The organism is Snodgrassella sp. B3088 (genome assembly GCF_026535815.1).
Taxonomy (GTDB): domain Bacteria; phylum Pseudomonadota; class Gammaproteobacteria; order Burkholderiales; family Neisseriaceae; genus Snodgrassella; species Snodgrassella alvi_E.
The window spans coordinates 56,105-71,094 of sequence record NZ_JAFNPG010000002.1 but is presented as its reverse complement, the minus strand read 5'-3'; the positions used below and the strand labels follow the sequence as shown (position 1 = coordinate 71,094).

The following is a 14,990-nucleotide window of genomic DNA, read 5'->3' as shown; positions in this document are numbered from 1 at the left end:
AGAATATTTGATTTTAAATGCTTAAATAATAGCATTGAGTTATAAACTTAACCCATCCTTTACAATAACCGATAGACAATTATTATGCCTAATAACATCGAAAATTTTTCTTCTAATCTCGTGGATGCTCAGTCTGAAAAAGAAACAGAAGTTGAGCTGGCTAGTCCATGGAACAGAATTGCCGCCTACATCATCAATACTCTGTTGACATCGATAGTTGTAACGCCAGGAATAATCATCCTTATCATAGAAATGATTCGATCAAAATCTATAGGTTATAATCTGATAGGTTCTGTATTATGCATAATGATACCGCTAACCATTTATGGAATCTGGCAAATTATATTAATGAGTAAAACAGGCCAATCGTTAGGCAAGCGGTTGATGAATATCAAAGTTATTGGCATGGATGGACGAAATCCTGGATTTATCGGTACAGTTTTACTCCGTGAAATGGTTTTTAATATGATTGTCACTATTGTTTCGTTAATATTAACGTTTATTTTTGTGGGTCTCTTGAATTTTCCTAAGACTTTAACCAGTAATTTTTTTGAATATCTGACACCATTTATTCTGCTAGTGATGCTGTTTAGAAAAAAAACCCTCCATCGTACACTTCAGGATTATTTAGCCCGCACTATAGTAATCAAAGTTAATAACTAAACATAGTATTGTATTAATTAACTAAATATTTTTATATATAAATTTATTTTTTAAAACAACATAGACTGTTTTAAACTATGATGACAAGCATTAGTGAGTCAGTTAACCAAATCAGATAGAGCAGTGATATAAGCTGCTCTATCAACTCACAGATAATCAATATAGAAAACAACTTTATTCATATCATGCTTTGCTTTCACTCACCTTATTATATAAATTTAAATAATTAATCAAATTATGTTTTTATTACAATAATTACCAAATACATTTATGCAAATCAAGAAAATTAGTTAAAAACAATTTTTTCATAATTATTTTGCCATGTCAGAGCAGAGAATATGTCATATTTTCATAATAATCGTTTGCTTCCACAAGATATATATTGCTAAATAAAATTTTGTAGCTAGATATATATTTTCATAATATGCGCACATTAATATTAGTAAATAACAACTCACTACGAAATAATAAGATACTAAGCTCAGCACCATTTGGAACTATTTCTAAAATAATTGTTTATACTAGGTTTTAAAATATATCGAGTCAGCTAACCGTTTTATTATCTGTTGATCCTTATAAGTATTATCATATTACACATTGTCAGCTGTTATTGGTTCTGAATCTTATCGATATATATAACTAATAATTTCCAATTTTTAATCACAAAATATTTATATGAGCCGTTTTCATTCGATGAGTCTGAAATTAAAGTTGAGCTAGCTTCACCTTAGAAACGTACCATAACGGTTATCGTTAACTGGACTTATTTCATATCTGTGATTAATGCTAGGAACGATTTTATTTCCCTTTTTGGTGTAATATTCCACAGCAAATGGCTCAAAAATTCGATATCGTATTAGGTGTTTTTTTACCTTTATAATCTTTTTCGTTGGCCAGAGTATATTGATGAGTACCAAAAGGCAAAAATTTGGCAAAAACTAATAGGCATAAAAGTGATCGTGATTAACAGAAACAATCCCGGGTTTATAGTTACAGTTTTAATGCGTTGTGTATTGCCTTTTTTGGGCTAATAGTCATTAATCTAACAATAAATTTGATTATCTATCCAAATATCATTCCTACATTGAATTAACCCAATCTGATTGCACTATTTTTATGTCATTTGTATGATGATGCTGTTTCGTACTGAGAATTTCCATCGTACGCTTGAAGACTATCTAGCCAAAACAATTGTAATCAGAGCATGCTTTGAGTTTACAAACATCAACTGCCTGCGTACCATAGCTGACAGTTGTTTTACATTTACACATAAAAAACAATACAAGGGAATGCATCATGCCACAATACCGTTCGCAGACATCCACACACGGGCGAAATATGGCCGGTGCGCGTGCACTATGGCGCGCCACCGGTGTCGCCGATCAAGATTTTGGCAAACCAATTATCGCTATTGCCAACTCTTTTACTCAATTTGTACCAGGCCACGTACATCTACACAATATCGGTCAATTGGTTGCACGTGAAATTGAGCGTTCCGGCGGGATCGCTAAAGAATTTAATACTATTGCCGTAGATGATGGCATCGCCATGGGGCATGAAGGTATGCTTTACAGTCTACCCTCACGCGATTTGATTGCAGATAGCGTTGAATATATGGTTAATGCGCATTGCGCTGATGCCTTGGTGTGCATATCCAATTGTGACAAAATCACCCCGGGCATGCTGATGGCATCAATGCGTCTTAATATTCCGACTATATTTGTTTCCGGTGGTCCTATGGAAGCCGGTAAAATCATCGCCACTACAGACGGCCAGCAGCACACACGCAAACTGGATCTGATTGATGCCATGATTGAGGCCGGTAACGATAAAATCAGCGATGAAACCGTTGCCAAAGTGGAACGCAGTGCCTGTCCAACCTGTGGTTCATGTTCGGGCATGTTTACCGCTAATTCTATGAATTGCCTGACAGAGGCACTGGGCTTATCTTTACCCGGTAATGGCTCACTATTGGCCACTCATAGTCTACGCCAAGAGTTGTTCCTTGAGGCCGGCCGACGAATTGTTGAGCTTGCCAAACGCTATTATGAACAGGATGATAGCAGTGTGCTGCCACGAAGTATTGCAACAAAGGCTGCGTTCAATAATGCCATGAGTCTGGATATTGCCATGGGAGGTTCTACCAATACGGTATTACACCTACTTGCTGCTGCGACTGAAGCTGGTGTGAATTTTAAAATGGCAGATATTGATCAGTTGAGCCGGCATGTACCCTGTCTGTGCAAGGTGGCACCGGCTACACAAAAATATCATATGGAAGATGTTCATCGCGCCGGAGGTGTAATGGCCATTCTGTCCCAGCTAAATCGTGCCGGCTTGCTGGATACCAGTGTACACACTGTCCATATGCCTACATTGGCCGAAGCAATCGCCCATTGGGACATCGGCAATCCAGCCAATACTGATGCCCGTCACCGTTATCAGGCAGCTCCGGGCGGTGTACGCTCTACTAAGGCTTTTTCACAAAGCTGCATCTGGCCTGAGCTTGATTTAGATCGCGAAAACGGTTGTATTCGTGATAAAGAGCATGCCTACTCACAGGATGGCGGTTTGGCAGTGTTGTTTGGTAATCTGGCTGAACGTGGCTGTGTGGTGAAAACCGCCGGTGTCGACGATAGTATTCTGAAATTCACTGGCCGTGCCCGTGTATTTGAAAGTCAGGATGAGGCTGTTGAAGCGATACTGGGTAATCAGATTGTGGCTGGCGATGTTGTTGTTATTCGTTATGAAGGTCCCAAAGGGGGGCCCGGTATGCAGGAAATGCTCTACCCGACCAGTTACCTGAAATCCAAAGGTCTGGGCAAAGCCTGTGCTCTACTCACCGACGGCCGTTTTTCCGGTGGTACATCCGGTTTGTCTATCGGACATGCTTCTCCTGAAGCAGCCGAAGGTGGCAATATTGGGCTTGTGCATGAGGGCGACATCATTGAAATTGACATTCCGCAGCGACACATACATTTGGCAGTCACCGATGCAGAATTAGCGCAGCGTCGGGCAGAAATGGAAAGCCGTGGTGCTCGTGCATGGAAACCGGTAAACCGTCAACGCCATGTTTCCGTTGCATTGCGCGCTTATGCCGCCATGACTACAAGTGCCGATACTGGTGCAGTTCGTGATGTATCTCAGGTAGAGAGACAGGATTAATTAATCTAAACATTACCCGTTTTGCAGCGAAATTAAAACTCGATCTGTAAAACGGGTATTTTTTATACTTAATATAACTCTATTTCTGGTTTTGCTCATAAAAAACTATTTGGCAGCCAAAGTTTCTTAATTATTACATCTACATGGTATCAGCAGGAATAGCATGATGCGTGTAATCGTGTTATGTTAACTAGGATATTTCCTGTTTCTTAACTGTCTGACCATGTCTACAGCAGATTTTCCTTTCCCTGTCAGTACCGCCACGCAGGCTAAACTGGCCAAGCTCAATATCAATAATATCTGGGATCTGGCTCTGCATCTGCCTTTACGCTATGAGGATGAAACTCATATTACCCCGATTGCCGATGCTCGTGCCGGTATTCCCGTACAGATTGAAGCCACGGTCATTCATCAGCAAATCCAGTTTCGTCCCCGTAAGCAGTTAATCGTACAAGTACAAGATTTATCCGGACATGTTCTGTATCTGCGATATATTCACTTTTACCCCAGTCAGCAAAAGCAACTAGCAGAAGGGAAAGTGATTCGGGCGTTGGGAGAAATCAGACACGGTTTTTTTGGTGATGAAATGGTGCATCCAAAAATCCGCACTGATATTGAGCAAGGACTATCAGAAAGTCTAACTCCTGTTTATCCCACGGTTAATGGCCTGAATCAACCTGCATTGCGACGGCTGATTCAGGCCGCACTGAAACATCTGCCTGACGACGATACATTACCTGATGAACTATTGCAGCAATTGCACTTACCACCATTATTACAAAGTCTGAAATTTCTGCATTCTCCTCCACCAGAATACTCAGTACAGGATTTACATCAAGGCACCTTACCTGCCTGGCAACGATTGAAATTTGATGAATTACTGGCACAGCAACTATCGATGCGGCTGGCACGCCAGCAGCGATTAAAAGGACATGCTGCAGCTTTAACTGGTGATGGACACATCAGCAAGCTTCTACAGACAAATTTAGGTTTTGCTTTAACCAGTGCCCAACAACGTGCTATTAATGAAATCAAAACCGATCTGGCACAAACACATCCAATGCATCGTCTATTACAGGGAGATGTAGGCAGTGGTAAAACCATTGTATGTGCACTGGCCGCCGCTATTGCGGTGGAAGCGGGTTTTCAGGTTGCAATAATGGCACCCACAGAAATTCTGGCAGAACAACATTATCTGAAATTTCAACAATGGTTTGCCTCTCAAGGGATAACAGTGGGCTGGCTCTCGGGCAGTGTGCGCAAAAAAGCTAGAGAAAACACCAAAACAGAGCTGGCGAATGGAACATTGCAACTCGCTGTGGGTACACATGCCCTGTTTCAGGAAGATGTTTCGTTTCATAATTTGGGTTTAGTCATTGTTGATGAACAGCACCGCTTTGGCGTAGCTCAACGTTTAGCACTGAAAAATAAGGGCAGTGATGTACATCAGTTAATGATGTCTGCTACACCGATACCACGCACATTAGCCATGAGCTTCTTTGCTGATCTGGACGTCTCAGTTATTGATGAATTACCACCGGGACGCACCCCTATAGTGACCCGACTGGTCAACAGTACGCGTCGGCAGGAAGTTGAAAAACTGGTACAACATACCTGCATTCAGGGTCGGCAAGTGTACTGGGTGTGCCCTTTAATTGAAGAGTCGGAAACATTACAGTTACAGACGGCAGTTGATACCGTTGCCCAGTTACAAGCGGCACTACCCCAGCTAAACATTGGCCTGATACATGGGCGCATGAAATCGACGGAAAAAGCAGAAGTGATGGCCGCATTTGCGGCTGGCACGATACAGGTGCTGGTAGCCACAACGGTCATTGAAGTGGGTGTAGATGTCCCAAATGCCAGCTTGATGGTCATTGAACATGCAGAACGGATGGGGCTAGCGCAGCTGCATCAGCTACGTGGTCGCGTGGGTCGTGGTTCTGCGGCCAGTCGCTGTGTTTTATTGTTTAGTGAACCGTTGAGCGATTTGGCAAAAGCCCGTTTGAAAGTGATTTATGAAAATACCGATGGATTTGAGATTGCTCGGCAGGATTTGAATATCCGTGGACCGGGAGAGTTTCTTGGCGCGCGTCAAAGCGGTGTACCAATGCTGCGTTTTGCAAATTTGGAAGAGGACTTGCCCATACTGGAAAAAGCCCGCAATCTGGCACCACTGCTGATTAATCAGCAACCACAAGTGGTCAGAAAGCATTTACAGCGCTGGCTGGCACAACGAGCTGCTTATCTAGGTGTATAAAGGATGATGGTTACCGGATTTAAAATTTTACTAACATTTTGCTTGCACACAATTTTTAGAAAAATCGATCCCTTTTTAAGTTTTTCATCATTTATAAGTTCAGAATTCCGCTCAAGATTAATCTGTGCATTCTTTAGCTCGTTTTATCTATCAATGTCTGAATGAATTGTTTAGGATTATTGAATATAATTATAATGATTTCATTATTTATCAATATATTAATACCATTTGTATTTATATTTTTTAAAATTATTTCTTTTTTTATGCCATCTTATACTTGAATGATATTTGGGAAAGCAAACCAGCAACTATCATCGGTTAAGACAAAATCCGAAATTAGTTTCAAGTGGCCGTTATTCAAAAGTAATTGCTTCACAAGCATAACTGATAAACATATATGCTACGTTAGCAGATATATATCTCATTTATAAAATGCAATTATGATTTCAGCCTGACTCTATGACAATCATAAATTATTTAATATTTCAAATATTTATCCCAAATGCGTCATTGTATCTGTATTTTATTACCTACGAATAGTCAGATTATTCTTTTTTCTAGATAAGAAAATAAAAAAAACCTGTTTGAACAATCAAACAGGTTTTTAGAATCTGGCACGCCCACGGGGAATCGAACCCCGGTTACCGCCGTGAAAGGGCGATGTCCTAACCGCTAGACGATGGGCGCGTTAGCTTGATGGTGCACCCGGAGCGATTCGAACGCCCGACCCTCTGGTTCGTAGCCAGATACTCTATCCAACTGAGCTACGGGTGCACTGCTTTCGAACTCGTTTAAGAGTCACCGAAAATCAAGAAGCGCGATAATACGCAATAATTTGCTTCTTGGCAAGAAAAAAAACCCACAAAATTAAAAATAATATTTATACACATGATTTAAATAATTATTTATCCATTTAATCAGTGCTAATAATTACAACATGCCAATACCCGACACTTCGCGTGCCAGCTTCGCTGCTGTGTTATCCGTCATCCCGCCAACAAAATCCAGCACTTTCATATAAGCCTGATACAAATTATCGTCACGAGTTAGTTTCTGCTCTTTCAATAATGACAAAGCCAGCTCCTGCCGCTTGCTCATTTTGTCGGTTTTAATAAAGTCATTTACTGCTGGTACCAGCAGACCCAATATCGAACCAAGACAGGGAAAAGTAGCGATTTCGGTAATTAATTTGCTCTGATGACGAAATATGCGTTTACATGCCAAATCCTTAGCAGCATTAAGCGCATCACTAACATCAGGACTTGCCAGCTCAATAAGATCTTTACCGCGAAATTCGCCGTTTAATAAATCTCCATGATACTTGATAAAGGTATGCGCGATATCATCTACAGCACGGCCAATGGCGATACCGCGCAATCGTGCACAGTGTGCCTGACTAGTGTCTGAATGCAAGTTATATTCCTGATTGATCAGTCTAGATAAAATTTGCTCAACTTCTTTTACCTGCAATAGTTCCAGTTCGACTGCATCTTCTAAATCGAGTAATGCATAGCAAATATCATCAGCCGCTTCCATCAGATAGGATAAAGGATGCCGTACCCATTGATTCTCACCCGCAGTAAGCAAGCCTAGCTGTTTTGCTACGCAGCGAATAAAAGGCAGTTCAGTCTGATAAATATTGAATTTACTTCGCCCTTTTTGTGCTGAACTTGTCCATGGATATTTCATTAAAGCGCCGATAACCGCCGCTGTGAGCCTCATTCCGCCATCATTCTGATACATTTCCAGACTAGCTACCAGACGCAGGCTATGTGCATTACCTTCGTAAGTTTCAATATCATTGCGTTCAACGGCACTGAGTTTATGTAAATAATGTGCATGTTGCGGATCACGGAACCATTCACGCAAAGCCTCTTCACCAGTATGGCCAAATGGCGGATTGCCAAAATCATGTGCTAAACAAGCCACCTGTACAATGGCTCCGATATCAGCTGGGTGACTGTCTGGTGGTAAAAAATCACCATTTGCAAGCATTACGCCAACTCGATTCCCCAGACTACGTCCCACACTAGCCACTTCTACACTGTGAGTCAGGCGATTGTGTGTGTGGTCATGTAAAGCAAATGGATGCACCTGTGTTTTACGTGCTAGCCGGCGAAAACCACTGGAAAACACCACACGGTCATAGTCTATATGAAAATCTGTACGTAGAGCTTCTGTACCTTCTTCACTGGACGCGGTTACGGTAGGGACGATACTGCCATTGTTCGGTTTAAAACGCTGGGTACTTAACAGTTGTTTCCAGTTCATCCTGTATCGAGATGTTGTATTCATATTTTGGCAGTTGATAAGCTGAATGCACCCTGATTTTTTCAGTCTAATATCATCTTTCTCAGGCATTCAACCTTGTTTCAACTCATTTATTCCTTCGTTATTATGCAGCCTCAATGATAACATGCTGCAATCGGCATCGGGATCAGAATTGATTTTTCCATTCGCGTAAGCAGGTAAAAACAGCCAGCGGCTGATTAGCATTTTGTCGCGGCAAACCATGTTGTATTGCAGCGGCGATTACCTGTGGCTGGCTGATACGTAAAAAAGGATTGATAGCGCGTTCATGAGCTAATGTAACCGGCAGAGTTGGCAGCGTTTCAGCTTGTCTTGAGGCTTTCTGGATTGCCTCATTATCCGGCTCAACTGCATGCGCAAATCTTAGATTGGCCGCAGTATATTCATGTGCAGGATATAACAATGTATCAGGTGAAAGACTGTTTAGACGTTGCAAACTGGCAAACATTTTGGCCATGGCTCCGGGAAGCACCCGCCCGCAACCTGCACTGAAAAGTGTATCACCACAAAACACATGTTGCCGGCTCTCGTCATCGGTGAGTATATAAGCCAGATGATCTTCTGTGTGCCCAGGTATGTGCCATACGGATACCTGTTGTCCGAAAGCTGCAAACCGACTCCCTTCTGTAACCGGCCAGTTTACCAGCCTCCATCTATCCGACCCAGTAATCACACACCGTGGAAACTGCTGTAACAAAGCAGAAACCCCGTCGATATGGTCATAATGTGTATGAGTCAGCCAGATGGCACTTAGAGTTATCTCATGCGCAATCAGATAATCAATGACACCTTGCGCTTCTCCGGGATCTACTACAACAGCCTGCTTTTCCTGATGTAACAGCCAGATATAATTATCAGTTAAGGCGGGTATCGGAAGAATCTGCATCACAGCCAACTCCAACTTTAGCAATACAATAACCAATATTGCAATGCAATCAACGTCTTACCATCATGAATCTGATTACTGGCCAACGCTTTACGCACCTCTTCCCTACTGAGCAAAACAGGCTCGATTATCTCATCTTCGTCTGCGCTCAGCTTACTATCAGCTTGCACATTTTCAGCAAGATAAAGATACATTTTTTCATCACCAAAGCCTGGAACGGTGTAAAAAGTGTGAATGAGTTTAACTTCTGTGGCTGTATAAGGGGTTTCTTCAGCCAATTCACGCACAGCAGCGTGAGCCGGATCTTCATTTTTTCCATCCAGCTTACCAGCGGGAATCTCAAGTAAGGCTTCCCCTACCGGATAACGCCATTGACGCACCAATACTACTTTTTGTTCTGATGTTACCGCCAACACTGCAGCTGCACCTGGATGCTGCACCACTATCCGTTGCGCCTGATTACCATTGGGCAGACAAACTGTATCTTCAAATACATTGATAAAGGCACCATGATAAACTTCTTCACTGCTGATTTTAGTTTCGGTTAGATTCATAAGAATAAATTTTTTAGTGTAGTTGAGAACCTTAGCGTAGCCATTTCAACTGTAGTTGACAATATTAGTGACGCTGCTTTAGCGTAAAATAAATGAATCTGTATCCTGTTTCGGTAGTTTGTTTATGTATCGGTCTATATTTGCGATTGCTGGTGGTGCGGCACTGGGTGCTGTTGTACGTTGGCTATTAAGTATCAGTCTAAACACCATTCATTCCACTCTACCCTATGGCACCTTAGCTGCAAACTGGATTGGCGCTTATTTGATCGGGTTGTCAAGTGGTCTGTTTCTACATTTCGTAAATATAGCCCCTGAATGGCGCTTGTTCGTTATTACAGGGTTTCTGGGCGGATTAACCACGTTTTCAACCTTTTCCATGGAATCAGTACAATTACTTCAGTCCCACCGCTATGTTCTTGCACTCACCCATATGCTTTTACATACAGGTGGTTCTCTGCTGCTCACCATATTCGGCTTGTTTTGCATACAGTGGTGGCTAAAATTCGTCTGAAAAATACTATAAATAAGTCATATCAAAGTACTGCCAATAAAAAAACAGCATAGATATGCTGTTGATTCTCTTCTTGCTTCTTCTCAATCGCCTGTCGGTCTGAGGGGGGTATCCAAAATCAGCTGATACAAAGCCGCATCCAGCCAGTGGCCAAATTTAAATCCTATCTGTGGTAGCGTGCCTACATGAGTGAAACCCAGCTGTTCATGCAGGGCGATGCTGCCACTATTAGCCGCATCAATCACCCCCATAAGAACATGCATATCAGCCTTGCGTGCACGTTCAATCAGTTCCTGCATCAGCATGCGCGCCAGACCCTGTCGACGGCAGTCATCACGCACATAAACACTGTGCTCTACAGTATATTTATTTGCTGGATAATCTCTGAATGCACCCCATGAGGCAAAAGCCAGCAGATCACCTTGCTCGTTCACTGCACCGATTACAGGACAGTTACGCGCACGTTTGGCGGCAAACCAGCCATGCATAAATGCCAGTGTACGCGGTTCATAATCATATAGAGCCGTAGAAGAAGCAATCGTATGATTAAAAAGTGCCAAAATGGCTTCTGCGTGCGCCTGCTCATTACAATCTACTAGTTTTACCGCAGAATTTTTGCTTGTACTCATCATTATCTCCCATATAAAAAAACTGCCTGTGTAAACAGGCAGTCAATATAAATCAAACCAGACCTTTCTTGGCCAGATAACCTTCATAATCACCCAGATAATATTCAAAGCCACCTTCACCATCTAGCTCAATAATCTGCGTTGCAAGACTGGAAACAAACTGACGATCATGGGATACAAACACCAATGTACCTGGAAATTTTTCCAGTGCCATATTTAGCGCTTCGATGCTTTCCATATCCATATGGTTGGTCGGTTCATCCATAACCAGCACATTTGGTTCTTGTAAAATCAGCTTACCATACAGCATGCGGCCTTTTTCACCACCAGACAGCACCTGTACCTGTTTACCGACTTCATTGCTGCCAAACAACAGCCTCCCGAGAGTGCCACGGATAACCTGTTCATCATCACCTTCTTTACCCCATTGGCGCATCCACTCTGTTAACGTCATCGGTACGTCAAAATCATTTTCATGATCCTGTGGGTAATAGCCAACCTGAGCTTTTTCCGCCCATTTCACACTACCACTATCCGCTTTAATACCTTCGTTATAAGCTTCATCATAAGCTCCTGCCAAGAGTTTCAGCAAAGTGGATTTACCGGCACCATTTGGGCCGATAATTGCCAGCCGTTCCCCCGCATCCAGCATAAGACTCAGCTTTTTGAACAATTGGCGGTCAAATCGTTTAGATAAATCCTGCACTTCCAATGCCTGCCGGTGCAATTTTTTCTTATCATCAAAATTAAAACGAATAAACGGGCTTTGACGGCTGGATGGCTTGACTTCCACCATATCGGCCTTGATTTTATCTGCCAGCTTGGCGCGGCTGGTAGCCTGCCGTGCTTTAGATTTATTAGCCGAAAAGCGAGCTACAAACTCCTGCAGCTCCTGCAATTTTTCCTTGGCTTTGGCATTGTCTTTCAGTGTACGTTCGCGTGCCTGCGTAGAAGCCAGCATATAATCATCATAATTACCTGGATACAGCGTAATGCCACCATAATCCACATCAGCCATGTACGTACACACTTCATTTAAAAAGTGGCGGTCGTGCGAAATGATAATCATGGTAGATTCATAACTATTCAATACACCTTCCAACCAGCGGATGGTATTGATATCCAGATTATTGGTGGGCTCATCCAGCAGCAGCACATCCGGTTTGGAAAACAATGCCTGCGCTAACAACACGCGCAGCTTAAACCCCGGCGCCACTTCACTCATGCTAGCATTATGCAAATGCTCATCTATACCCACACCGGCAAGCAATTCAGCAGCTCGGGCTTCCGCCGTATAACCGTCGTATTCTGCAAATTTGGCTTCCAAATCTGCCGCGCGCATATAATCATCTTCAGTTGCATCCGGATTGGCATAGATAGCATCACGCTCTGTCATCGCGGCCCACATTTCAGTGTGCCCCATTAAGACCACATCAAGCACACGCATATCTTCATAAGCAAACTGATCCTGCCGCAGTTTACCCAGACGGAGCCCCTGATCTATGGCTACTTCACCACTTGTAGGCTCCAGATCGCCACCCAGAATTTTCATAAAAGTTGATTTACCTGAGCCGTTGGCACCAATCAAACCATAGCGATGGCCGCCACCGAACTTCACCGATACATTCTCAAACAATGGCTTAGCGCCAAACTGCATCGTAATATTATTGGTACTAATCACAGGAATGCTTCCTTTAAAATCCTGACAAAATAGGCTGATTTTAGCACAGGCTTAGGCCGAAATTCCGCAAACCGTATTCCGACATTTACAATAAAGGCATTAAAGTGTAAAAACCACTTTTATTTACCACTGATGCATACTGTCATGACCCGATTAAGCCCCAGAATGATTGCTTTATTATTGCTCTGCGGAGCCATTGCTGGTGTGGCAGGTATGTCCTTAATCGGACTGCTGCATATGATTCAGCAGCTTGTCTATGGCATCAGGCGTATTGACGGCATCACTTTTCGAGACATGGTAGAACAAACCAGTGCTATGCATCGTCTGCTGGCTGTGTCTGGCTGCGGCATAATTGGTGGCATTGGCTGGTTTCTGCTGCACCGTTTTGGTGCCAAACTGGTAGATATCAAACAGGCCATCAGTACCAGCACCACCCCCATACCGCTAGGTACGACTGTGATTCATGCGTTGCTGCAGATTTTAACAGTGGGTATGGGCTCACCCCTCGGGCGGGAAACCGCTCCACGTGAAATTAGTTCTGCTCTGGCGGATTGCATCAGCCGTCTATTACAATTCAGCGCCGAGGAACGGAAAATTCTCTTAGCCTGTAGTGCGGCAGCAGGTCTGGCAGCGGTGTTTGATGTGCCACTAGCCGGTGCCCTGTTTGCTCTAGAAACGCTACTTTTCAGCTTTCAACGCCAATGCGTGATTGCTGCCTTAATTTGCTGCACAACTGCGGCATGGATAGCACGGTTGGGTTTGGGCAGTTCAACTTCCTATCAGCTACCGACACTTACTCTTAATAGTACATTATTAGTTTGGGCGTTATTACTCGGCCCTATTATCACCGCCAGTTCTTGGCTGTTACAACAGCAATTAGCTTACTGTAAACCCGCAAACCGCAGCACACCGCGCCTAATTTTTATCAGTGTTGCCGCTTTTGTACTAATAGGTGTACTGGCAATGTGGCTGCCGGAAATACTGGGCAACGGAAAAGCAGGTAATGAATTATTATTTAATGACAGCATTAGTTGGCAATATGCAGCAGCTCTGCTTATTGGCAAGTGGCTTGCCTTGTTAATGGCTACACGAGCCGGTGCTTATGGCGGTTTTATTACACCCTCAATGATGATTGGTGGCCTTGTTGCCTTACTTGCGGCTACCGCATGGAATAGTATATTGCCTCCTGTGCCCTTGATAGCAGCCGTAGTAGTTGGAGCAACAGTTTTTCTGGCGGTACAGCAAAAAATGCCGCTGACCGCAATATTATTTGTACTAGAAATAACCAACATCACGCCTGATATTATTATGCCAGTCAGCTTGTGTCTGCTGACTGCTCTTCCAGTTCAGCAGGCACTAAACAAATAGAAAAACTGCGCCGAATTCCCTCATTTACACTGAGCAAGTTTCACTCTCTGCCAGCCAGTCGTGTATCTGTAAATACTTGGCTAACTGAGCTTCTGCAGAACCCGTTTCAGGCTCATACTGATATTCGAAACGGGCAGCAGGCGGCATAGACATCAGGATAGATTCCGTACGTCCGCCAGCATTTAAACCAAACTGTGTGCCTCGGTCACAGAGTAGATTAAATTCTATATAACGTCCGCGCCGGTAGAGTTGAAATTGTCGTTCACGCTCGCCATATGATGTATTCTTGCGCCGCGCCACAATTGGCAAATATGCTTGTGTATAGGCTGAGCTCACCGCCTTTATAAAAGCAAAACATTGAGCAAAATCCCATTGGTTTAAGTCATCAAAAAACAAACCGCCCACCCCCCGCTGCTCTCGCCGGTGAGGCAAATAAAAATAGCGGTCACACCACTGTTTGAATTCCGGATACACTGCTTCTCCAAATGGCAGACAAGCTGCCTGAGCTACCCGATGCCAGTGTAAAACATCTTCTTCAAACGGATAAAACGGTGTTAAATCAAAGCCTCCACCAAACCACCATACAGGACTGGCGTGCTCAGGATAGGCCACAAACAGACGCACATTGGCATGGCTAGTAGGCACATAGGGATTACGCGGATGGACTACCAGTGATACCCCCATAGCTTCATAAGGTGCTCCAGCCAGATGCTGACGTTGCCGAGTAGCAGAAACCGGCATTGCTTTACCCTTTACATGGGAAAAATTTACTCCTGCCTGTTCAAATACCGCCCCGTCTTTTAAAACCCTCGTACAACCAGAACCTAAAGCACCAGACCAATTATCTATTACAAAACTGCCCGTTCCATCAGCTCCTGCCAAAGTATCAGCTAAATCGATCTGTAAATTTTTAAAAAAATCTAAAACTTGATTAAATACATCACCACTCATGAAAAAACCACA

The 14,990-nt window shown here is 43.2% G+C and carries 11 protein-coding genes and 2 tRNA genes; 5 read left to right on the top strand and 8 right to left on the bottom strand.

Features of this window, described 5'->3' with window-relative positions:
* Positions 1–84 precede the first annotated feature (84 nt).
* From J3U75_RS00765 to recG, 3 genes are all read left to right on the top strand, one after another.
* Entirely contained in the window at positions 85–663 is a 579-nt protein-coding gene (locus J3U75_RS00765) for an RDD family protein (RefSeq protein ID WP_267390059.1), read from the top strand.
* A gap of 1,296 nt (positions 664–1,959) precedes the next feature.
* The gene (gene ilvD, locus J3U75_RS00760; protein WP_267390058.1) at positions 1,960–3,828 is read left to right on the top strand and encodes a dihydroxy-acid dehydratase; all 1,869 of its coding nucleotides are present in this window, start codon (positions 1,960–1,962) and stop codon (positions 3,826–3,828) included.
* A gap of 223 nt (positions 3,829–4,051) precedes the next feature.
* Positions 4,052–6,088 (top strand): ATP-dependent DNA helicase RecG, encoded by a 2,037-nt coding sequence (gene recG, locus J3U75_RS00755; protein ID WP_267390057.1) that lies wholly within the window; start codon positions 4,052–4,054, stop codon positions 6,086–6,088.
* A gap of 612 nt (positions 6,089–6,700) precedes the next feature.
* Here the strand turns inward: recG and J3U75_RS00750 are convergent.
* The 5 genes from J3U75_RS00750 to J3U75_RS00730 all read right to left on the bottom strand — a co-directional run bounded on the left by J3U75_RS00750 (position 6,701) and on the right by J3U75_RS00730 (position 9,838).
* Positions 6,701–6,775 (bottom strand) — tRNA-Glu (locus J3U75_RS00750).
* A gap of 10 nt (positions 6,776–6,785) precedes the next feature.
* A tRNA-Arg gene (locus J3U75_RS00745) sits at positions 6,786–6,862 on the bottom strand.
* Positions 6,863–7,018: 156 nt separating this feature from the next.
* Positions 7,019–8,383, bottom strand: a complete 1,365-nt coding sequence (locus tag J3U75_RS00740) for a deoxyguanosinetriphosphate triphosphohydrolase (RefSeq protein ID WP_267390056.1) — start codon at positions 8,381–8,383, stop codon at positions 7,019–7,021.
* Positions 8,384–8,525: 142 nt separating this feature from the next.
* Positions 8,526–9,284: a hydroxyacylglutathione hydrolase gene (gene gloB, locus J3U75_RS00735; protein ID WP_267390467.1), complete on the bottom strand. Its 759-nt coding sequence runs from the start codon at positions 9,282–9,284 to the stop codon at positions 8,526–8,528.
* 17 nt (positions 9,285–9,301) lie between these two features.
* A complete protein-coding gene (locus J3U75_RS00730) occupies positions 9,302–9,838 on the bottom strand; it encodes an NUDIX hydrolase (RefSeq protein WP_267390055.1) in 537 nt (178 codons plus the stop codon).
* Positions 9,839–9,962: 124 nt separating this feature from the next.
* On the opposite strand from J3U75_RS00730, the gene crcB reads away from it, so the two are divergent.
* Positions 9,963–10,349 (top strand): fluoride efflux transporter CrcB, encoded by a 387-nt coding sequence (crcB, locus tag J3U75_RS00725; protein WP_100139909.1) that lies wholly within the window; start codon positions 9,963–9,965, stop codon positions 10,347–10,349.
* An 83-nt stretch (positions 10,350–10,432) separates the two neighbouring features.
* Here the strand turns inward: crcB and J3U75_RS00720 are convergent, their stop codons facing one another.
* Positions 10,433–10,978 carry a GNAT family N-acetyltransferase gene (locus tag J3U75_RS00720; protein WP_267390054.1) on the bottom strand — a complete coding sequence of 182 codons (546 nt, stop codon included), beginning with the start codon at positions 10,976–10,978 and terminating at the stop codon, positions 10,433–10,435.
* Between the two features lie 52 nt (positions 10,979–11,030).
* A complete protein-coding gene (locus tag J3U75_RS00715; protein ID WP_100152361.1) occupies positions 11,031–12,659 on the bottom strand; it encodes an ABC-F family ATPase in 1,629 nt (542 codons plus the stop codon).
* A 144-nt stretch (positions 12,660–12,803) separates the two neighbouring features.
* Between J3U75_RS00715 and J3U75_RS00710 the strand changes: the two genes are divergently transcribed.
* A complete protein-coding gene (locus J3U75_RS00710; RefSeq protein ID WP_267390053.1) occupies positions 12,804–14,027 on the top strand; it encodes a chloride channel protein in 1,224 nt (407 codons plus the stop codon).
* Positions 14,028–14,051: 24 nt separating this feature from the next.
* Here the strand turns inward: J3U75_RS00710 and hemF are convergent, their stop codons facing one another.
* Positions 14,052–14,978, bottom strand: coding sequence for an oxygen-dependent coproporphyrinogen oxidase (hemF, locus tag J3U75_RS00705; protein ID WP_267390052.1), 927 nt, complete (start codon positions 14,976–14,978; stop codon positions 14,052–14,054).
* Positions 14,979–14,990 lie beyond the last annotated feature (12 nt).